Annotated in this window: 18 protein-coding genes; 8 read left to right on the top strand and 10 right to left on the bottom strand. The window is 49.1% G+C overall.

The features are described from left to right. Window positions 1-11: 11 nt before the first annotated feature. From nagA to AYK67_RS10540, 5 genes are all read right to left on the bottom strand, one after another. Window positions 12-1,166, bottom strand: a complete 1,155-nt coding sequence (gene nagA, locus AYK67_RS10560; protein ID WP_068086075.1) for an N-acetylglucosamine-6-phosphate deacetylase — start codon at window positions 1,164-1,166, stop codon at window positions 12-14. Further along, window positions 1,166-2,194, bottom strand: coding sequence for an SIS domain-containing protein (locus AYK67_RS10555; RefSeq protein ID WP_068086072.1), 1,029 nt, complete (start codon window positions 2,192-2,194; stop codon window positions 1,166-1,168). The genes nagA and AYK67_RS10555 overlap by 1 nt, the downstream gene beginning before the upstream one ends. 28 nt (window positions 2,195-2,222) lie before the next feature. Continuing rightward, entirely contained in the window at window positions 2,223-2,999 is a 777-nt protein-coding gene (locus AYK67_RS10550) for a GntR family transcriptional regulator (protein WP_208976267.1), read from the bottom strand. Window positions 3,000-3,395: 396 nt separating this feature from the next. Next, entirely contained in the window at window positions 3,396-4,022 is a 627-nt protein-coding gene (locus AYK67_RS10545; RefSeq protein WP_068086065.1) for a LysE family translocator, read from the bottom strand. 17 nt (window positions 4,023-4,039) lie between these two features. Next, on the bottom strand, window positions 4,040-5,479 hold the full coding sequence (locus AYK67_RS10540) for a radical SAM protein (protein WP_068086062.1): 1,440 nt from the start codon (window positions 5,477-5,479) through the stop codon (window positions 4,040-4,042). Window positions 5,480-5,583: 104 nt separating this feature from the next. Between AYK67_RS10540 and AYK67_RS10535 the strand changes: the two genes are divergently transcribed. After that, complete coding sequence (locus AYK67_RS10535) at window positions 5,584-6,057, top strand: Lrp/AsnC family transcriptional regulator (RefSeq protein WP_068086059.1); 474 nt, start codon at window positions 5,584-5,586, stop codon at window positions 6,055-6,057. A 126-nt stretch (window positions 6,058-6,183) separates the two neighbouring features. Here AYK67_RS10535 and arsH read toward each other — a convergent pair whose 3' ends face one another. From arsH to AYK67_RS10520, 3 genes are all read right to left on the bottom strand, one after another. Continuing rightward, entirely contained in the window at window positions 6,184-6,885 is a 702-nt protein-coding gene (gene arsH / locus AYK67_RS10530) for an arsenical resistance protein ArsH (RefSeq protein ID WP_082735769.1), read from the bottom strand. Window positions 6,886-7,091: 206 nt separating this feature from the next. Then, window positions 7,092-7,922, bottom strand: a complete 831-nt coding sequence (arsC, locus tag AYK67_RS17720) for an arsenate reductase (glutaredoxin) (protein ID WP_082735753.1) — start codon at window positions 7,920-7,922, stop codon at window positions 7,092-7,094. Window positions 7,923-8,027: 105 nt separating this feature from the next. Further along, window positions 8,028-8,810, bottom strand: coding sequence for a pirin family protein (locus tag AYK67_RS10520; RefSeq protein WP_068086055.1), 783 nt, complete (start codon window positions 8,808-8,810; stop codon window positions 8,028-8,030). Window positions 8,811-9,170: 360 nt separating this feature from the next. On the opposite strand from AYK67_RS10520, the gene AYK67_RS10510 reads away from it, so the two are divergent. From AYK67_RS10510 to AYK67_RS10490, 5 genes are all read left to right on the top strand, one after another. Then, on the top strand, window positions 9,171-10,430 hold the full coding sequence (locus tag AYK67_RS10510; protein WP_068086046.1) for an exonuclease SbcCD subunit D: 1,260 nt from the start codon (window positions 9,171-9,173) through the stop codon (window positions 10,428-10,430). Next, complete coding sequence (locus AYK67_RS10505; RefSeq protein ID WP_068086045.1) at window positions 10,427-14,272, top strand: AAA family ATPase; 3,846 nt, start codon at window positions 10,427-10,429, stop codon at window positions 14,270-14,272. The genes AYK67_RS10510 and AYK67_RS10505 overlap by 4 nt, the downstream gene beginning before the upstream one ends. A 164-nt stretch (window positions 14,273-14,436) precedes the next feature. After that, window positions 14,437-15,357, top strand: a complete 921-nt coding sequence (locus tag AYK67_RS10500; RefSeq protein WP_162265100.1) for a tetratricopeptide repeat protein — start codon at window positions 14,437-14,439, stop codon at window positions 15,355-15,357. Window positions 15,358-16,202: 845 nt separating this feature from the next. Continuing rightward, entirely contained in the window at window positions 16,203-17,852 is a 1,650-nt protein-coding gene (gene ettA / locus AYK67_RS10495; protein WP_068086040.1) for an energy-dependent translational throttle protein EttA, read from the top strand. A gap of 208 nt (window positions 17,853-18,060) precedes the next feature. Continuing rightward, window positions 18,061-18,444 (top strand): hypothetical protein, encoded by a 384-nt coding sequence (locus tag AYK67_RS10490; RefSeq protein ID WP_068086037.1) that lies wholly within the window; start codon window positions 18,061-18,063, stop codon window positions 18,442-18,444. A gap of 334 nt (window positions 18,445-18,778) precedes the next feature. On the opposite strand, the gene AYK67_RS10485 is transcribed toward AYK67_RS10490, so the two are convergent. After that, entirely contained in the window at window positions 18,779-19,726 is a 948-nt protein-coding gene (locus AYK67_RS10485; protein WP_068086034.1) for a glycoside hydrolase family 18 protein, read from the bottom strand. A 252-nt stretch (window positions 19,727-19,978) separates the two neighbouring features. Here AYK67_RS10485 and AYK67_RS10480 point away from each other — a divergent pair, with 252 nt between their 5' ends. Further along, on the top strand, window positions 19,979-20,263 hold the full coding sequence (locus AYK67_RS10480; RefSeq protein ID WP_082735751.1) for a hypothetical protein: 285 nt from the start codon (window positions 19,979-19,981) through the stop codon (window positions 20,261-20,263). On the opposite strand, the gene AYK67_RS10475 is transcribed toward AYK67_RS10480, so the two are convergent. Further along, window positions 20,217-20,588 (bottom strand): DUF2293 domain-containing protein, encoded by a 372-nt coding sequence (locus AYK67_RS10475; protein WP_068086031.1) that lies wholly within the window; start codon window positions 20,586-20,588, stop codon window positions 20,217-20,219. The two genes, AYK67_RS10480 and AYK67_RS10475, sit on opposite strands and share 47 nt — an antisense overlap. A 132-nt stretch (window positions 20,589-20,720) precedes the next feature. Between AYK67_RS10475 and AYK67_RS10470 the strand changes: the two genes are divergently transcribed. Continuing rightward, the gene (locus tag AYK67_RS10470) at window positions 20,721-21,347 is read left to right on the top strand and encodes a helix-turn-helix transcriptional regulator (RefSeq protein ID WP_068086028.1); all 627 of its coding nucleotides are present in this window, start codon (window positions 20,721-20,723) and stop codon (window positions 21,345-21,347) included. The last annotated feature ends 7 nt before the right edge of the window (window positions 21,348-21,354 follow it).

Raw genomic sequence — 21,354 nt, 5'->3', positions numbered from 1 at the left:
GTTTTTTTGCGCTAGTATTGTTGTTTACCGTCAATCCATACGGCGTTCACATCCAGATCACGGCTCAAAAGCACCATATTGGCTTGTGTTCCTGGTGTGAACTGGCCCATTTTGTCGGCAACGCCGGCGGCTTGTGCCGGGTACAGAGCTGCCATGCGTAGAGCTTCTTCCTTATCAACGCCCAACATTGTTATGGCGTTACGCACGGCGCTGATGAAGTCGAGATCAGCCCCGGCCAGAGTGCCGTCCGGGGTGGTCAGGCGGCCGCCAGAGCGGGTGATGGTCTCGCCATTGAGTACAAAGCTTTGCAGTTCTGTACCCATGGGGGCCATGGCATCGGTGACGAGGAAAATCTTGCCCGGTCCCTGTTTGGCGCGTAGGGCGATTTTCATCATTTCCGGGTGGGCATGATAGCCATCACAAATCAGACCGGCCCATGCCTCTTTTGAGCTAAGGGCTGCGCCAACCACACCGGGTTCGCGGTGCGACATGGGGCTCATGGCATTGAACAGGTGGGTGAAGCCAGTGGCTCCAGCGGCTAATGCCGCTTGGGCACGTTCGAATTTTGCATTTGTGTGGCCAAGGCAAACGAAAACACCGGCATCACGCAGGGCGGTAATGTTGGCATCTGGCTCGTTTTCCGGTGCCAGCGTTACCAACAGCACTGGCAGGTCTTTTTTAAGGGCGACCAGAGCTTCAAGGTCTTCTGTATCCATGGGGCGGACCAGATCGGCTGAGTGACAGCCGCGCTTTTCAACCGATAGGTGTGGTCCTTCCAGATGCAGCCCCAGAAAACCGGGGGTTTTCGCGGCAATGGCGGCGCGAGCGGCATCGCGCAATTGGGCGTTGACCTGCTTGTTATCGGTGATCAGTGTTGGCAGTATTGCAGTGGTACCAAACGGGATCAGCGATTTACAGATGGTTTGCAGCCCTTCAAGGGTTGGTTGGTCGTTGAGTTGAACGCCGCCGCCGCCGTTTACTTGCAGATCGATAAAGCCGGGGGCCAGCAGATCACCATCCAGCTGGACCTTTTCATAGTCCTCGGGAACTTCGCCTGCAGGTACTGTGGCAATGATTTTATCGTCCTGCACCAAGAGGGCATGATCTTTAAGTGTTTGTGAGCCGGTGAAAATGTCGGCTCCGGTATAAGCGCGATTGTGGGTCATTAGCGTGTCACCGTAACTTTTTTAAGGTGTTTTGGTGTATCGGGATTAAAGCCGCTGTGGCGGGCAAAGCCCTCGATAAAGCTGTAGAAGGATACAATCAGGCTGAGCGGGTCGGTGAGCGGGTGTCCGGTAGCAACAAATGGCAGTTTGATGCCTGCGACTTCAATATCTGATGTGGCAAATACGCTTGCCTGCTGGCTCGCAATGCGCCCCATCGTTTCCATAAGGGAGGCCTCAGCTGCATCGCGTGCAGCGAGCGCAAGCACCGGGAAGCTGGCATCAGCGATAGAAACAGGCCCGTGGAGCACTTCGGCTGAAGAATAGGCTTCAGCGTGTTTGGACGATGTTTCTTTAAACTTCAAAGCGGCTTCGTGCGCAATGGCAAAACCGGGTCCTCGACCGATGATAAATAGGGATGGTGCCTTGCTGACAGGGGCAATAAGCGGGCTCCAGTCGCAGTTAATCGCTTTTTCCAGTTGCTCTGGCAGTGCCTTCAGCGCTTGTTGCAGTTTTACGTCATCTGTGTAGGCGGCGAGCATGCCCAAGCCGGCAATAATGGAGTTAACAAAGGTTTTCGTGGCAGCAACGGAGATTTCGGGACCGGCAAGAATGTCCAGTGTGGCGCTGCATGTGTTGGCCAAATCGGACTTGGCATTGTTGGTGATGGCAATTGCAGGGGCACCGCTGTCACGGGCGGCCTTGGCAAGCGCTACGATGTCGGTGCTGGCACCGGATTGTGAAATGGCAATACAGCCGGCATCTTTTAGTTTTAAAGGTGCCTCGTAGATGGATGCAACCGAGGGACCGATAGAGGCGACGGGCAGGCCGGCCATCAGTTCAAACGCATATTTTAGGTAGAGCGCGGCATGGTCGGAAGAGCCCCTTGCAATGGAGACAAGGAACTTGGGATCGGCTCGTTTGAAGTTTTCAGCGGCAATGTTTATGGCGTCACTGCCCTTGTCTAACAGTTCCGCAACCTTTGCTGGAATTTGCTCAACTTCTAGTCTCATATGTGTTTTATCGGTCATGGTCGGTTCTTTCCTTTCCAGCGAGGGGCTAATTGAGGATATCTTGATGGTCGAGTTCTAGCTCGGCGATAAAATCGTAGGCTCCGGCTCGGTAAATTGTTTTTGTGGCTTCCAGTATGCGCCCGTCGGGTAGGTATGAGAGACGGTCGATCTGCAAGGCTGCTTTTCCGGTTGCGACCTCCAAAAGGTGTGCCATCTCGGGATCAACATTAATTGCTGTTATTTTTTGTACAGCGCGTTCGGGCGGATAGCCCAGTTTATGCAGGGTTTGGTAAAGCGAATGTGTCACTCGTTCAGGATCTGGCAGAAAGCGATTGCTAATTGTTGCGTGCTCATAGGCAAGCGGCACATTATCTGCCAAACGCAAGCGTGAAAGTCTGGCAACACGATCTGTTGAGCTCAGGCCAAGGCGCATGGTTTCATCTGGTGAAGGCAGGCTTATGGTTCTATCGAGCCATTGGCTGCTAACCTGTTTTCCCCGGCTGGACATTTCTTGCGTGAAGGAGGTGAGCGTGCGAAGTGTTTGTTCCATACGCTCGATTTTCGGGGCGATGTAGGTGCCAGAGCCTTGACGCTGAATGAGTATACCTTGTGTTACCAGCTCACCTATAGCGCGGCGCACAGTAACGCGCGAAACGTTTGTTAGCTCAGCTAGCTCGCGCTCGGTTGGCAGTGCGCTTGCGGGGCTTAGCCGGCCGCTTTCAATACCTTCAATAATAACTTGTTGGAGTTGGCGGTAAAGCGGCCCCTTATGCTGCTGCATTTGCGAGAGTTGTATTAGCTCGTTAAACTCTTGGTCAATCATGGGTGCACTGCTCTTTATTACCGCTTGTTTTGGCTTATTGGTTACGTGTTTTGGTTGTGTACATTGCTTGTTGTTGTCGTTTGTACATTACCAATTAAATACCAATAGGCAAGTGGTATATGCAATGGTAGTATGAATTTAAAAGGCTAATATAGTTAATTTATTGATATTATTTATGTTATATGTTTGTAGTCATTTGTTGGTAACTTATTGGTCTTGTATAGGTGTTGTTATTCATGGGGTAGGTAGCAATTATTCCGCTGAAGGTAATACCTGATATACCCTAGTGCTACTCCAAAAGGATGGTACTAGACAGATTTTGCGTATGTTTGGATTTGAAAAAGGTAAAAGAATAGCAAGCCAAAGTAGTTCGTGACGACTATGCTTTGGTTTGTATCAATGAAAAAAATCAAGCAGAACCATTGTAAGGGCAATGGTGAATACACAAAGCCCTGCCAGACGGGTCATTATTTTACCATGCCTATGATTTATAAGTAGTTGGCGACCTTTATTGGCGGCCAATGCCCCAACTGATGAATAAATGAGGAAACACAGAAGACTGGTAAGACTGCCATATATGAGGGCATAGATCCAAAAGGGCATGGTATCTATAATATAAAACTGAGGGAGCAGGGCGAAGTAAAATACCAACCCCTTGGGGTTAAGTAGGCTGGTTAAAAAGCCGTATTTGAGTTCGTTTGGCTGTTTTTGTTCCTGCTTTGAAGTCTTTGAAAAACTAGTGATATCTGAAATAAATAATTGGTAGGCGAGGAACATGAGATAAATCGCCCCCAGTATCTTCATAATTAGAAAAATATTGGGATTTGCAAGAAATAGCGCCCCTAGCCCCATGGCAACCAAAAGCGTGAAGACAAGATAGCCGGTTGAGATACCGATTGCTGCCTTAATACCGGACTCCTTGCCGCTGGCGAGAGCCCTGCTGGTGACATAAAGCATATCGGGGCCAGGAACGATAATAAGGCTAATAACAGTTGCGAGAAACAAAATGGTGTTGGTGAACATGATAGCGGCACCTCAAGCTAGGCGTAACTATAAATACCATTCATCATTGAATGGTGAGCAGCAGGATCAATTTTCATTATGGTTTCAATTCGATTTATGAATAACTCTTCGGCTGTTAAATGAGTACCGTTGTATATTGGAAAATGGAAATTCCACCCTTCTGGAAAGTCATCTACGCTACGCAATGTTTTCATAGACCGATGTAATGCTATCGGTATTAAATGAAAAATTGAAAATCTGCTTTTAGTGTACTTATTTTCGTTAAGTATTTTCTTTATTTCTTTGTAGCCGTTATGAATTGCATCAAATGTGCTTTGCTTTGCGTTAGGTGGTAGAACAACGCCAAAATTAATTTCTGGTATATTGTGTGTTATAATTTCTTTAATTACTGCGTTTTGTTCATTAACTGGTTTCAGTTTCTTGTAATTTGCTCTTTTCTCGAAGGTTTCGACTGGTATAAAAGCTCTATATGCACCAATATGTTGACCAGTTAGGTGGTCTTTATAATTAGAGAATAATAGAGAAATCAGCTCCCTATCAACTTCTCCATTACGTATAAAACGACCGACTTCTAAACCATTAGGAAATTCCCAGGCAAACTTCAGTCTCCGCATATGGGTTAATAAGGTTTCAATGTATGGACGTTTTAATAGTAAAAAATTGTCATCTGAAAAATTAATAGTTTTTATGCCATGATTCGAATAATGAGTTAGCATTTCTAATGCGTGGTCGATGGGTAGTGCTTCAAATTTTGTACGTCTGCTTTCGCAAAAATCGCATTCTCGTGGGCAGCCTCTTGTGAAGTAGGTAAACCCTACAGGAGTTGTAACACCTTGAGGTACTGGACCATCGTGGCTATCAGTATAGATTTTTAAATCCGATAGCTTGTTAAAATCTGGTTTATTAAGTTTTTCAATGGGGTATCTATAGGACTGTATAATTTTTGGTTTGGACCAATCAGCTTCTAAAATAGCATTTGGATTAATGTCCCCAAGAAAGGCAAGGTCGGCACCGCACTCTAAATAGTAATTAGGCCGAGCTTTAACATCAGCGCCACCAACTAACACTTTTATTTTAGGATTGTGCTTACGGCAAAAATGGATAATTTCTTTTACTATGCCACTTTCAAAAGTAAAATGATTAGATAAACCAACCGCATCATATTTTGTTATGTGATCTAACAGTATGTCCATATCTAATCCAACTCGATGTAAAGTTGCCGTCATTTGATTAAATTTGACTTTTCGATAGTTAACTTCCTTTGCAAAATAAGAGGCTTTCATATCGAGTATTTCTGTTTTAACTCCTAAGTCATTTTCTAATATAGTGGCAACTCTTACAAGACTTATAGGCATTGTGTATCTATAGGTATTACCCAGTTGTATATCATCTCTCTTTGCGATATGACGTATGGAAAATTTAACTGTTGGATGGTTGATCAATAGTATGGATTTCAAATTATCCTCAATCGATTAAATAATACTAGATAAAGTTGTATAGTTTATTGTTGTTGGTATTTTATATTGTAATTGAGATGAGTTATCGGGATTGTTTACTGAATATGTCAGAAAATATGGTTCTTGACCGTAAAGATTACTTAATAATGCAGTTTTTGCAGGAAAATGGCTGGTTGCAAACGAAAGAGCTTTCGGCGCGTATTGGTCTGTCTAATTCGGCAACGGCACAACGCGTTAAGCTTTTGAAAGAAGCAGGTTATATAGAATCAGCGCATGCGGTGGTTCAGCGCGATATCATGGGCGCGCATTTGGAGGCTTTGTTTTTGATGGAGCTGGATAAGCACGACGAAGAGATTGTCGAGGAGTTTATGCGCGAAATTGTCCAGTTACCCGAGGTTCTATCAGCTTTTTTGGTAACTGGACGTCATGATGTGGTGGTGAATGTGGTGGCGCAAGATATGTTGCATCTGAAAAAACTGGCATTCGAGCAATTCACAAACCGGCCTTTTATCACCCGCATCGAAACCTCTATGGTGTATGCCTCGCGCCACTCTCGGGTTTTACAACCATTGATGTAGATGAGCGAGGCATTCAAATAGCATTAACTTCTTAACGGCGTTGACTGCTAATAGGACCGCATTTCACCGCGGGCAGGATTGCGCTGCGCCCTTAATGCAGTTTTGCAGAAGGTGTGGCTATACCTCCTATATAGAGCGTTGGTTAACGCGTTTGGAAAGCTCTTCTGCCGTTTCCTTGCGCTCGGAGTAGCGGTCTACCAAGTACGGGGCGCGGTCACGGGTTAGCAGCGTGAACTTCACCAGCTCTTCCATGACATCTACCATGCGGTCGTAGAGCGAAGAGGGCTTCATGCGGCCGTCTTCCTCAAACTCCAAAAATGCTTTGGGCACTGATGACTGGTTGGGAATGGTGATCATGCGCATCCAGCGGCCTAGTACCCGCATTTGGTTGAGGGCATTAAAGCTTTGCGAGCCGCCGGAAACCTGCATCAAAGCCAGTGTTTTGCCTTGCGAGGGGCGTACGGCACCGGCTGAAAGCGGTATCCAGTCTACCATTGTTTTCATAATACCGGTCATGGCACCGTGACGCTCGGGCGAGCACCACACCTGCCCTTCAGACCACATCACCAACTCACGCAGCTCTTTCACCTTGGGGTGGTCGGCGTCGGCATCATCCGGCAATGGCAGGCCGGAAGGGTTGAAGGTTTTGGTTTCCGCGCCCAGTGCCGTCAGCACACGGGCCGCCTCTTCGGTTAACAGGCGGCTGTAGGAGCGCTCACGCAAGGAGCCATAGAGCAGCAGAATCTTTGGTTTATGGCTGCTGATTTGCGGGTGGAGCAGGGCGTTGCTGTCGATATGATGAAAGCACGGCGCTGCAATATTTGGCATGTCATCGGCATTGGCCAGTTTGTCATGCTGCATCTGGTCACTTTGCTTTTTGGGGGTATCTGTCATCTTTACGCTCTAATCACTCGTGCCTGCTGCCAAGGAACTTCGTAGGCGAAGGCATATTTGCTGAAAACGGCAGAATTGTTATTGTTCTTGGGTTTCTGCCGCTTTGTTCCTACGCTTTATTTAAGGTGTGGTGGATTGCGTTAGGCTTTGGGGGCGATTATTTCGCCATCTTCCTTGGTGAAGCTGGTAACGCTGCCTTGCGGGATGATTTCAAACACCACTTCCGAAGGGCGGCACTGGCGGGTGCCCAGCTCGGTTACCACTACCGGGCGGTTCATGAGAACGGGGTTGTCCAGCATGGCATCAATCAGCTGGTCGTCGCTCCATTTGTCTTCTTCAAGCCCCAGTTCTTTAAAGCGGGCTTCCTTGGCACGCATGAACTGGCGCGGGCTCAGGCCACTTTCATTTACCAAGGTTGTTAGGGTGGCGCGGTCCGGCATGTTTTGCAGGTATTCAATCACCGTTACCTCATAGCCAGCCTTGGTTAATATGGCGAGGGTATTGCGTGAGGTGCCGCATTTGGGATTGTGGTAAATCGTTGCTTTCATAGACTTTTCTATCCTTCCATGTTCGTGGGTGGCAGGTGGTGTACAGCCTTCATCAAGCTGGCATTTGCTTTCGGGTTGGTTTTGCGTTTGCGATGGGCAAAGGGAAAGCGCGGAGAGCATGGGGCCGCAAAGGGCGGTATCACCGCCGCAGCAGTCTTGCGTTAAAAATAGCAGCAGGTTCTGCATGGTTTGCGGCGCAAGCGCATAGTATACTTGGCGGCCATGGCGTTTGGTGGCGAGCAGCTCGGCCTGATGCAAGGCGGCAAGGTGGAACGACATGCGGGTGGGGGCAATATTCAGCTGTTGCGCTATAGCGCCAGAGGGCAAACCGGTGGGGCTGTGTTTGAGAACCAGCTTGAACGCGGCCAGGCGGTCTTTATGGGCAAGGGCGCTTAGGGCCTTTATGGCTTCGGTATCTTGCATAAAAGCAATACTACAAATTTTCTTGTAGTATTGCAATGTGGAGCCATTCTAAACTTTATGGCAATCTATTTGGCCATGTGTTTGGAGCACGTGGCTTATGGGGTGTTAAGGCCGTTTTGGGCGCTGCGGGTTGGCAGGCATGATAAACACCAGCAATTCACTGTTTTCCTGTGCGCTGAACTCTAACAAGCCGGGGGCAAGCACCTCTAAGGCATCACCGGATTTTAGCTGCTGGTTGTTGATGTTGATGTTGCCTTGCACCACATGCACATAGGCCACCTTATCTTCCGGCAGTTCCAATTGTTGGCGCATGCCTTTATCGAACAAGGCTGCGTAAACATCACTGTCGCTATGAATAGCAATGGAGCCATCGCGGCCATCGGGAGAGAGGAAAAGGTGAAACGCTCCCTTTTGCTGTTGCAGCGGCAAGCGGCGGTTTTCATAGCGCGGTGTGGTGTTTAGCGAATTGGGCATGAGCCAGATTTGTAGCAGGTGGGTTTGCTCGGTGGTGGAGGGGTTGAATTCGCTGTGTTCTACGCCGCTGCCCGCGCTCATATATTGGATTTCACCCGCGCCAACCTCGCTGCTGTTACCCATGGAGTCCTTATGGGCGATGCGGCCAGAAATCGGATAGGTAAAAATCTCGAAATTCTCGTGGGGGTGGGTTGGGAAGCCCATGTTTGGTGCGATATGGTCTTCGTTAATCACGCGCAGTAACGCAAAATGCATGTTGTTGCGGTTGTAATAACTACCAAAACTGAATGAGTGGGCGGCTTTGAGCCAGCCGTGGTCAACATGGCCGCGCTGGTTTGCCGGGCGAAGGGTTAAGGCCAAGTCGTTAACCTTTGTCGCTTGTGGCTGTGGGGGAATCTTGCTTGTCTGACACATGTTCGCTTCCTGTTATTCGGCCCTATTGATGCAGCTTATGTTGCTTTTTGCTCTGGTGTGGGCGGGTGTTTGTGTTTACCTAAGACTAGCGGTAGCGATGGTGTTGAACAATATCGTTTTCGGTGAATGCATTGTCAGTTTTTGGTGAACAATAAATGGGCTTTCCCGCTTCATACAGGCTCATCAACACACCATCCACACCCGGGGTGGGGATAACAAAAAAGCTGTGTGGCAACTGTGTGTAAACCACTGAATCTGTTGGAAACATTGGTTTTGGTAAGACTCTTTAATCGGGTTGGCGACTAAGCTAGCGGTTTCGGATTGTGGTTTCCCTAGGGTCTTTGGCGAGTCGGCACCTTAATGGCATTCAAAATTCTGCATACGGCGGATTGGCATATTGGCCAAACCCTTAACGGCTGGACACGCAGCTTTGAGCATCGGCAGTTTTTTGCCGAGCTGAAAGAGCTGGTGTGCGCACATAATGTGGATGCCGTTATCGTGGCGGGCGATGTTTTTGATAATCAAAATCCATCGGCACAGGCCAGCCGGATGCTTTATGAGGCCTTGGCGGACTTGCACCATGTCAGGCCGCATTTGCAAGTGGTGCTGGTGGCGGGCAATCACGACCCCGCTGGACGGCTGGAAGCGCCGGGCGTGTTGTTCGAACGAATTGGTGTGCATGTGTGCGGTGGTATTCGCCGCGATGAAACCGGTGTTGATTTATCGCGTCATCTGGTGAGCTTGAAAGATAAAAATGGTGTGGCACGCGCCTGTGTGCTGGCGCTGCCTTTCCCGCGGGCCGCCGATTTGCCGGGGCTGCATTTGGCGCATGAGGGGGAGGAGGGTTCTCCCGTTGTGGCGGCCGTTCGCACTCTTTACGATGACGCCACCCAAAGAGCTTTGCTTGCGGCGAATGGTTTGCCGCTCATTGCTACCGGTCATTTACACGTTGGGGGAGCAGAAGAATCGGAAGGGGCGGAGCGGCGCATTCTGATTGGCGGTGAACATGCCGTGCCGCATAGTATATTTACTGAGGAGCTTGCTTATGTGGCGCTGGGCCATTTGCATAAGCCGCAAAAGGTCGGACGCGAGAACATTCGCTATTCCGGCTCGCCTTTCCCGCTTTCGGTTGCCGAGCAGCATTATAAGCACGGGCTTGATTTAATCTGCTTTGAGGATGGGGCCAGCACGCCCACCCTTGAGCGCTTGCCGCTAAGCCGCTCGGTGCCGTTTTACCGTTTGGGCGGCAGCGAGGGGGCACGGCTTGAGGATGTGCCCAAATTGCTTGAAGAACTGCCGTTGGACGCGGAATTGCCGGTAGAGCAGCGCCCGTTTGTGCATGTGGATTTGTGCCCGCAGGTTTCCAGTCATGGTTTGAAAGCGCAAGTGGAGCAAATGCTGGAAGGCTTTGCCGTACGCGGTGCGGGGGTGGCAATCAAGCGCAAGGTGCGGGCGCGGGCAGCGCAGGCCGATGTGAGCGAGGCGGATAGCATGGCGGCACTTGCGCAAATGAACCCGCGTGATTTGTTTTTACAAGTATTTGAAGAAGTGCATGGCGAAGCCGCCTCAAGCGTGCATCAAGAGCTGTTTACGAAGGCCGTAGCGGAGAACGAACAATGAGAATCTTAGCGGTGCGTGGTCAAAATCTGGCGAGCCTTGCTGCGGCATTTGAAGTGAACCTAGAAGCTGAACCCTTAAAAAGTGCAGGGCTGTTTGCCATTGTTGGTGAAACCGGCGCGGGGAAATCTACCTTGTTGGATGCGTTGTGCTTGGCGCTTTATGGCCGCTGTCCGCGTTTAACGGCAGAAGGTTCGGACGAAAAAGTACCCGATGTGGCCAGCGAAGTGTTTAACGAAAAAGACGCCCGCTCTGTGCTCACCCGTGGGGCTAGCGACGGTTTTGCGCAGGTGGACTTTATCGGTGTTGATGGCAAGTCCTATCGCGCCCATTGGGCGGCGCGGCGGGCACGGGGCAAGGCGGAGGGGCGCTTGCAGCCGGTGGAGCGCTTTATCGAGCGGCTGGAAGACCATGTGGTGCTGGCGAATAAACTGCGTGATGTTGATAGCGCGGTCGAGACGCAGCTTGGCCTTTCCTACGACCAGTTCCGGCGTACCGTACTCTTGGCACAGGGGGATTTCGACGCCTTCTTGCGGGCCAATGATAATGCGCGGGCTGAGCTGCTGGAGAAAATCACCGGCACCGAGGTTTATAGCGAAATATCGCAGCGGGTGCATTTGATGCATCAAAGCGCACAAAGCGATGTGGCGGCTTTACAAGCACAGTGCGATGCGGTGGGGGTGCTGGATGAGACCGCACGTGGCGAGTTAATCGCCACGCAAAGCAGCTTGCAAACCCAAAGCCAGCAGGGGGAAGAGGCTTTGGCGAAGCTGGGTAAGGCGCTTTCCCACCTTGAACAGGTTGAAAAAGCGCGAACGCAGTTACAACAAGCGCAAGATGCTTATGTGCAGCTGCAACAACAAGAAACGCAGAGTGCGCAAAAGCAGCAATTGCGGGCGCAATTGCAACGGTTGAAAGCAGTACAGCCGGTGCATACGCGGCAAGAACAACTAAAGGCGCAGCAGGAAAAAAACAGCGCTGAGCTGGCGCAATTGGCTACACAAATGCAACAGGCGCTGCAAGAGTGTGCAGCAGGGACCGCGCAGCTAAATGACGGGCAAAAGGCATTCGAGACGCAAGAACAGCGTTTGCCCAAAGCACAACAAGATTGGGAAAAAGCCGGCCAGCTGGATGAAGCCTTACGCCAGTGCGACACGCAGCTTAAATCATTGCAGTTGCAGCATGAGCGCAGCTTGAATGAGACCCAAAAAAGTGAAGCGGCATTAGCGCAAAACACCGAGCAACAAAGCGAGCGGGCAGCATTAAAAGAAAAGCTCAAGGGGCAAATGGCCCGCCTTGGGAACAAGCAAGAGCTGATTGAACGGGCGAGCGAGTTCCAAGGGGATATGGACGAGCTGGCGGGTTTGGATGCGCAAAGAGCTAAGGCGGAGCAAGAGGCGAAAGCGCGAGAGCTGCAACAAAGCGAGCTGGAACAAATTTCTGCCAAGCTACGCGCAAAACTGGTTATCATGGCGCAAGACATGGCTGGGCAAGAACAAAACCTTGCGCAATTACGCCAGCAATCGGCACAGCTGAACGGGGTGGAGATCGAGCGTCAGCGTACCCCGCTTATCCAGCTGGGGCAGCAAGTGGCGCAATTACAGCGTGAGCGGGTGCGCAGTGCGCAGGTTGGCGAGGAACTCGCCAAGAACAAGCAGCAGCAACAGCAGTTGAACGCTGAGCTCACACAGCTGTCAGTCATCCGGCAGGCGGCAGAAGTGCGCGAGGCGGCCTTACGGGCGCAAAACCGGCAATCTGCATCTTTAGTGGCACTGGCCGATAAGGCCAAGAGTGAACAGGTGGGCTTGTTGCGCTCAGAGCTGGAAGCGGAAACGCCCTGTCCGGTTTGTGGTAGTGAAAGCCATCCGTTTGCCGAGGATAAAGGCGAATTGGCCGCGCTGTTTGCCGGTGTTGAAGCACAAAAACAACAAATTGCTAGCGAGTATGACAAGGCGCGACAGGAGCTTGACGAAGCGCGCGACGGGGCAACACGGACGCAGCAGCACATAAGCACGTTGGCGCAAGGGCAACAAAAAGCCGAGCAGGAGCAGGCCAGCCTCTATAAGCAGGTGCAAGAGAGTATTCCGCGCGTGCAGCAATTAAGTATAGCTGGTGGCCTACAAGGCCCTAAGGATGCGGCAATGGTTTTTGAGCATCCGGCTTTTCTGGAAAAGTTGGCGGAGGATACCGACGTCCGCCTGGGGGAGCTTAACAGCAAAGCGCAGCAATTGGAGGCATTGCGTGGACAAACCGATGATTTAGAGGGTCAGCTGGCTCGTCTACGGGCTTCACAGCAAGAGACAAAATCCAATCTGGAGGTGCAGCAGGGCAAACAAGCTGCACTACGCGAGCAGGCGAGTGCCGCTATGGCCCGCATGGCAGCCAATGAAAGCCGCCAACAGGCTTTACTGGGTAAGCTTATGCCAGCGTTTTCGCCTTACTTAAACGATCTTGCTGCCGCTTTGACAGGAGAGAGCGCTGTTGCCGGTGACATGGTGCGTAACGGGGATAGCGCATTATCTGAAAGCGTACCCCCCGCTTTACTAATGGATAACATTGCCCGCTTGAAAGAACAGCTTCAGCGTGATTGTCAGTCATACATGGCGGCCGAACAAGGGTTGGTTGCGCTTGAAACTGAGGTGGCCGCGCTTGTGCAAGCGGCGGCAGCCTTCAAGGCGCAGCTTGAGGCAAGCCAAGGGCAGTTGGAACAACTGGTGCGGCAGCTGGAAGAGTGTGAACGGCAAAAGGGCGATTTAACGAACAAGCGTCGTCAGTTGCTTGATGGGCAAAGTACACAGGCCCATCGCGAAGCCTTTATGCAGCAATTAGCGCAGTTGCGCGCGCAGCTGACACAGATGCAGAGCAAGGTAGAGGCACAACGTAATAGTGCTACCAGCTTGCAAGCGCGTCATGCTGAGGGGGGCAAGCAACTGCAAGTGCTGAACGAGCAAGTGCAAGCGGCGCAGCAGGCTTTCGAGGCTGCATTACAAGAGCAAGGGCTTGATTTGGCGCTGTTCACACAGTTACAGGGCGAGGGCATGGAGCACTTGGCAGCGCTTGAGGCCGAACTGGATGCCTTGGCGCAGCAGTTGCAACAGGGGCGGCAATTGGTTACCACCCGCGAACAGGACTTGGCTGGGCTGTTAGCTTTACCACAGCCCGAGGAAAACTATGAGCAACTCCAGCAATTGATCGCTACGCAAAAGCAGGCGCATAGCGAGCTGGCGCAACAACTTGGCAGCGTTGGAGAAAAACTACGCCAGGACGATGTTGCACGGGCACAGGCGGCCGCGCTTGTGAGCCAGATCGAGGCCTTACAGCAGATTGCCAAAGATTGGGGTGCGGTCAATATGGCTGTGGGTTCGGCCAATGGCAGCAAGTTTCAACGGGCGGCGCAGCGGGTGACGTTGCAATTGCTGGTGCAGCTGGCCAACAAGCAGCTACGGGCGCTCAAGCCACGTTATTGTTTGCAAGCGGCGCAAAATGGCCTCGGGATTTTTGTCGAGGATAACGAGCTGGGCGGTGCGCCGCGCTCGACCCGCTCGCTCAGTGGTGGTGAGCGGTTCTTGGTGTCACTCTCTTTGGCGCTGGCGCTTTCGGGTATGGAGGGACGGCAATCGTTTGTCGATACCCTGTTTATTGACGAGGGTTTTGGCACGCTGGATGGCGAAACGCTGGATATGGCTATTGATGCGCTTGAGATGTTGCAGGGCCAAGGGCGCAAGGTGGGGGTGATTAGCCATGTGGCTGCCATGCGCGACCGGATACCGGTGCAGGTGCAAGTGATCCGCCAAGGGGGGGGGCGCTCGCAGGTGGTGGTCGCAACTAATAGTGATTGGCAATAAATAGTCGATAACTACTTGGTTGATATTTCCAGTGAGCTATATTAATAAATAATATTTTCTTTTATACATCATTTATTGTTGTAGTTATGATTGTCCTTTCCAGTTTATTTCAATATTTGCTAGGCTTTTGATGTTTAGTATTTTGAAATCCGGGAATGTTGCTAATGTATAGAATATTTCTTTTAGTTTTTTTGTTGTTGTGGAGTATTACAGTATCAAATGGGTATGCCGAGGAAACCAAAGATATAGCCAGGCTTAAAGCAAAGGCTAATGCAGGTGAGCTCGCAGCCATGTCGAGGCTTGGTAATAACTATCTACATGGCGATGGTGTGCCGGTTAATTATAAAAAGGCTCTTTATTGGTATGAAAAAGCCGCAGAGGAGGGTTTTTTAGAAGCACAGTTTAACCTTGCTACAATGTATTACAACGGAGATGGGGTTGGGCAAGATTATGACAAAGCACTTTTGTGGTATTTAAAGTCGGCAGAGCGCGATTTTGGAAGCTCACAGGCTCGGTTGTGCAGCATGTATCGCAAAGGGGAAGGTGTTAAAAAAAACTACGATGAAGCGTTGAGTTGGTGCAATAAAGCGGTCAAACACAATGTATATGAAGCTCTATTTAATCTGGCTCTTATGAATTTATACGGTCAAGGTGTTGAGGCTGACCCCGCAAAATTTAATTACTGGATTGATCGAATTGAAGCAAAGGACGATAGCTTTGAGTTGGGCGCTTTAGGGTGGAGTTATTACAGCGGTTATGATGTTGATAAGGATTATTCAAAAGCCTTTTATTATTTTAAAAAAGCTGCCGAACTCAAATGCCCGCAAGCACAATATAATTTAGCTGGTATGTACTCTTTGGGCCAAGGGGTGGACAAGAACCATCACTCGGCACTTTTGTGGTATTTAAGAGCTGCCGAGCAGGATTATGTTGAAGCCCAGTTCAACCTTGGAGAAATCTATCTCAAGGGCATGGGCGTCCAGACCAGTGAAAAAACAGCCAAGGAGTGGTTCGGCGAAGCCTGTGACAATGGTTTGCAAAAAGGCTGCGCGCAATACCGGGCTTTAAACGAGGCTGGCTATTAGCTTGTTCCGCTTATTCTGGATAAGCGATGTTGCTGGCATGCGGGGCCAGTCGAAAGCAGTTCTTTCAATGTGAGAAAATATAGCGCTCTTCTTTAGCGGAGGCCATGACTTTATCGTGTCGTTTCTTGTTGGCTGCTTATTGATCGTTTTGAGAGCAAGCTCACTACTTTCTAATAGTATTTGCATCAGTTTTGCATCACATACCGACACAGGCGTGAACAGCGATTTGATTTATTGGAAAAATCCGATTCAGAAGACCATTTTTCTTAGTGAGGCAATCTGTCATAAGTAGTTTGGTTTATATCTCAGGTCTATTGTAGTAGTTTGTAGAATAAATTTTTGGACATAGGATTTTTTCTTTAACTTTAGGTTGTAAATAATTAATTTTTGTTTTGCTGTGGTAATTAATTATTTAAGTATACTGATTGTGAAATAAATAACTGGTATATTTCAAGTTGTAAAATTGAGATAGGTCAATGAGAAAACGGTCAGAAGATTTTAAAAGATTATCAGCTTCGGCTGGCACTCAGATGGGGGAGTGTCAACTTTATTCGGGTGCGTTCAGCTATTGTTCGCACCCTTTTTTTATGGTCGCTTAGGGCGTAAAGCCGCTGTGCATTTGATTCTTGCTTGGCGGTTTAATGGTATTGGGAAACGATAGCTGGCCTCCCTTATATACAGTGTTGGTTGCATTTGTTTTGCCGGTTATGTTGCATAAACAAGGCAAGAAACAGAAGTTTCTAAGTGCTTTGGTGTTAATAGGCGTTGCCGTTACCGCCGCCATCCATTAGAAGTCTGTCCAGAGAACAATTCAATCACGTAATACTAGGAGATGTAGGCACCTCATGGCGCGCCAGTTCATCTATCATATGCACGGGGTTTCAAAGTCTTACGGTAGTAAGAAAATCCTCGATAATATCCACCTGTCTTTCTACCCGGATGCGAAAATCGGTATTCTCGGGCCCAACGGTGCTGGTAAATCTACCCTGCTGAAAATTATGGCAGGTCTTGATAAGGAATATTCCGGCGAGGCTTGGGCCGCAGATGGCGCGAAAATTGGCTACTTGCCACAGGAGCCGCATCTGGATCCTGAGAAGACTGTGATGGAAAACGTCATGGAAGGCGTTGCCCACAAGCAGGCCATCGTTGACCGTTACAACGAGTTGATGATGAACTACTCGGACGAGACCGCCGATGAGGGCGCTCAGCTACAGGACGTCATCGACCAGCAAGATCTTTGGAATCTGGAAAGCCAGGTTGAAATGGCAATGGAAGCGCTGCGCTGTCCACCGTCTGATGCTGATGTTACCAACCTTTCCGGTGGTGAGCGTCGTCGTGTGGCATTGTGTAAGCTGTTGCTTTCAGAGCCGGATTTGCTACTGCTTGACGAACCGACCAACCACTTGGACGCTGAAACAGTTCACTGGCTCGAGCGCCATCTGCGCGAGTTCAAGGGTTCTGTGTTGATCATTACCCACGACCGTTACTTCCTTGATAACGTTACCGGCTGGATTCTCGAGCTGGACCGTGGCCAAGGTATTCCATACGAAGGCAACTACTCCGTTTATCTGGAGAAGAAAGAAAAACGTATGGAGCAGGAGGGGCGTGAAAATATGGCCCGCTCCCGCGCTATCAAGCGCGAAAAAGAGTGGATGGGTATGTCGCCGAAAGGGCGTCAGACCAAGTCTAAGGCGCGTATTCGGGCCTATGATGATCTGCTCGCTGCGCAAGAAGAGCGTATGCCAAGCATTGAGCAGATCATGATTCCGGTTGGCGAGCGTCTTGGTAACAACGTTATTGATGTTGAAGGCGTTTCCAAAGGATTTGGAGATCGTCTGCTTATTGAGGACCTCAGCTTCAAGCTGCCACGCGGTGGTATTGTTGGTGTTATCGGGCCAAATGGTGCTGGTAAATCAACACTGTTCAAGCTGTTGACCGGTAAGGAAACTCCGGATTCCGGTCAGGTTACACTGGGTGAGCGCGTTCACCTTGGCTATGTTGACCAGTCCCGCGATAAGCTCGACCCCAACAAAACCGTTTGGGAAGAAATTTCGGATGGTAACGAGATCATTTACCTTGATGGTAAAGAGATCAATTCTCGCGCCTACTGCTCTTCTTTCAACTTTAAAGGCCCAAGCCAGCAGGCGAAAGTCGGCGATCTTTCCGGTGGTCAGCGTAACCGCGTGCACTTGGCTAAGGTTTTGAAGCAAGGGGCTAACGTACTTCTGCTCGATGAGCCGACCAACGATCTGGACACCGAAACACTAGCAGCGCTTGAAGATGCTTTGGAAAGCTATGCCGGTTGTGCCGTAGTCATTTCGCACGATCGTATGTTCCTTGACCGCCTCGCTACACACATGCTGGCGTTTGAAGGCGACAGCCATGTGGAGTGGTTTGAAGGTAACTTTGAGGACTACGAAAAAGACAAAGTGCGCCGTCTTGGTGCCCATGCTGCTGATCCTAGCCGGATCAAGTATAAGCCACTTACTCGATAATAATCGATAATTATCTTCTTGAAAGGCCCTGCAATTGCGGGGCCTTTTTTGTGTCCTTTGTGTATTGTTGGTTCTAGGTGAAGTAAGGTTCTTATAGAATTAGATCAAGTCATCTGTTGTTGTTTATCTATGAAGAATGTTCGTTAATAATAATATTTTTTTATGTTAAATTGAAGTAGTAATTAATGCTTGAGGTGTGATAATTATTATGATTAGGCTATTTGTTGTTGTTTTCTTATTGTTGGTGCAATCTGTATCCGCGGAAGAGGTCGAGAGAGAAGTTAAGAGAAATCAAGTCGGCTGGCTTGATAGTTTTGTCTACTACTACAAGAGTAGTTGTTCTGTTTCAGCATTTCCTGTTCCAAAAATTAAAGCCGAGCCTGAAAATGGAGAGATCATTTTTCAAAAGCGTCCGATGGAGCTGACTGATAAAGCCGGGCGCTGTAAAGGTAAAAAGGTTAAGGGAATGGTTGTGTTTTATAAGCCGAATAAGGGGTTTAAAGGGCAGGATGTTGTACGTGTTAGCTATCGTATCGTTCATGATGGCGGTGTGACCTATGACTATCGCAAGTATGTAATTGATGTGAAGTAGGCTTAGGCCAATGAAAGAGATTTGTATTTGGGCTGATTTGTTCTTCAAGCTCTCCAACAGGAGAGTTTGATGTCAGATTACCTTTTGTGTCTTCGCAAGAACAGTTTGATCAGATAAAGCCCTATCTTTCTTCCAATACACGAGGCAAGCAATTACATTATCATGGCTACGCCCGTTTCAAAGGTTTGAAAGTAGTTAGTGGCAATCAAAAATAAAACCTTATCGCAAAGATGATTAGGTTTATCAGTAGCTTATTGGGCCCGCAATGTGCGGGCCTTTTTTTGTTCGCCTATTTAGGTGTGGTGCGGCCTTATTCCGCTGCGCCTTTCATGGACTAGCTTGTAAGTTGCAGACTTTGGCCAACCTGCTGCACCCAGTTGAGGACAAGAGCATCAGAAGATGGGCTTTCAGCCAGCTGCCACCCCATGGCACCCCCCATCATCGGGAATTGTTGGCGCAAAGGGGCGATAACTTGCGAGCAAAGCTGACTTGTCTCTAGAAAGCCTGAACCGGCATTTTGAATTGTGGTTGGTTTGCCAAGGATTAGTTTTTGCAAGGGAAGTTGCTGCAGCTGGCTAAGGCCAACTATGCTGGTGGGGTAGGGGCTCTCAGGGCCAACTCCGGCGCACTTGTGCGCTTGTTCGGTGCCTGTGTCTCCTACATCACCCGGGTTGTTATAGTACTGGATGTTTAGGTAATCGATGGCATCTCCTGCAGATTTGAGGATGTCTGAGTAAGGGGCCGGCTTTGTTTTTGAGGTGCTTTGATCTGGCCAATTTGGGGATAGGTAAGGGGGCTGCGGGGCATGGGTGATGAGGTACTGGCCTGCCGGAAGGAGTTTGCGCTGTGCTTTTGAAAGCTCCACCAAAAACGTTGCAGCATCATATTTGGGGTTGCTGCTGGTAAAGGCACTTGAATCTTCCCAATCGATGTCAATGCCGTCAAAGTTGTTTTGTTTGACGAAGTCGGCAAGGCACTGCGCGACTGCTTCAACATTCTGGGCGCAATTCGCCCATGTATCCGAGGCAAGGGTTGCGCCGCCTAAGGCCACCAAGACCTTGCGCTTGCCACCTTCTTTTGCATTACTGATGATTTGCTTGTTGTTGATTGCTTGTTGCAAAGGATAATCGGCAAGCGGAACCACTTCCATGCCACTTGCGGTTGGTGTGAAAGTGAGACCGCAGATAAAGCTTTGAATGGCAATGCTGCATGGGGTGCCAATCAGCTTATCGAGGGATGCGTGCGCGTTGTCGGTGTAGATGACCAATTGAGGAGTATGCATAGCGTTTCCTTTCGCTGGTGCTTGCGGCAGCGCGGTGGGGCGTTGCCTGCATCAGGAATGACGCGCCTGTCTGGCCATAGTGATTTTTAAACAGTGCTGTTGCCTAGGGTGAGCTTAATGGCGAACTGCAATTTTTAGCCTTGTTTATTTTGCTAGTGCTATCGCAGCAAAGGATTGTGCGCAATTTACCATTGGCAATGATGCATGTTTGATGTATATCAACTTTGATTTGAATCAAAGAAAGTAGCAGTCATGAGTGACCTAACCCTTACACCTGATAGCCTTGAGCATTCTGGAATAGCTGACACAAAACCAACCGGCTCTTTGCTTGCGCGGGTGTTGTTTGCCGTACCTGTGTTGGGCTGGTTCCTTAAAGACGCTGCCAAGGGCGGTGATAGCGCCAAGTACTTCTTTATTTTCAATGCGCTTGTATTATGGATTGGTGCTATTGCTATCTTTGGTTATCCAGCTTTCATAATAATTGAGCTGTTTATGGTATTTCTTGCTTTTTGTTGGGTAATTGCAGTTTGCCGTTAGCCCTGGTTTCACTTTTGTGTGGCCGGGTTAATACATCCATTGTGATGTACATGCCCCATTCTGCAAGTTTTTCCTTTATATCCTGTGCTACGAGAAAACGGGCTGTGTCTTTATCCAGTCCGTTTGTAAGATGTTGTTCGTAATTGGTGTAATTGTGGCGAATGTAGCTAACGGCTGCCAGCCAACCGGCGTCATTTGCTCTTAGTTTTCTTAGGTTTGGTGAGTTTGCCAAAGTCTTTATTATATTCAGATCATATAAAGATATGCGCGGAAATTGAGAGCTAAGATAGTGCTTGAGATCTTTTTGTCGCTGGGTTTTTGACATTCGGCCTAGCTCCATTTCATATTTTAGGGCTTATGTTAATTGCCGCAATTATCAATTTTGGGGCAGATTTAATAATACCGATAAAACAAGTGGTTTCTTTGCAATTTGGTATCTACGTGTTAAACCTATTTCATGAGCGATACTACCAAAACTAAAATCCTATTTGAGCTAAAAACAGCAGGTCAGCAGACGGCAAGTGAACTGGCCAAGAAAATGAAGGTAACAACAGTTGCAATTCGCCAGCATCTGGACAGCCTGTTAAGTCATGAGTTGGTTCAATATGAAGATGTGCGTGGCAGTGTTGGCAGACCACGTCGTCTCTGGTTTGTCTCCGAAAAAGGAAATCGCTCTTTTCCAAATAGTCATGGGCGCTTAGCTGTTGATATACTGCAAGGGATACTCGGGGAATGCGGAGAGAGCACCTTGCGAACTATTATTGATAGGCGTGAGGAAAAAGCGATATCACACTATGACAGCTTGTGCTGTGGTATTGACGGCCTAGAGCAGCGTTTAGAGTTACTAAAAAAACAACGCTGTGCCGAGGGATATATGGCGGAATGGCGCGCTGAAGGAGATGGGGGATATCTCTTTATAGAAAATCATTGCTCTATTTGTGATGCGGCTCAGATTTGTAATAGCCTATGCCAATCAGAGTTACGGTTATTTCAACATATTGTAGGCAATACTTATGATGTGTGTCGAGTAGAGCATATAATTGCTGGTGATCGTCGTTGCAGTTATAAAATATCCCCTCGATAGTTGAGTA

The sequence above is a fragment of the Polycladidibacter stylochi genome, from assembly GCF_001562055.1.
GTDB classification, from domain to species: domain Bacteria; phylum Pseudomonadota; class Alphaproteobacteria; order Rhizobiales; family Stappiaceae; genus Pseudovibrio; species Pseudovibrio stylochi.
The sequence above is the reverse complement of the archived record's forward strand: the minus strand, read 5'-3'. Positions and strand labels throughout refer to the sequence as shown.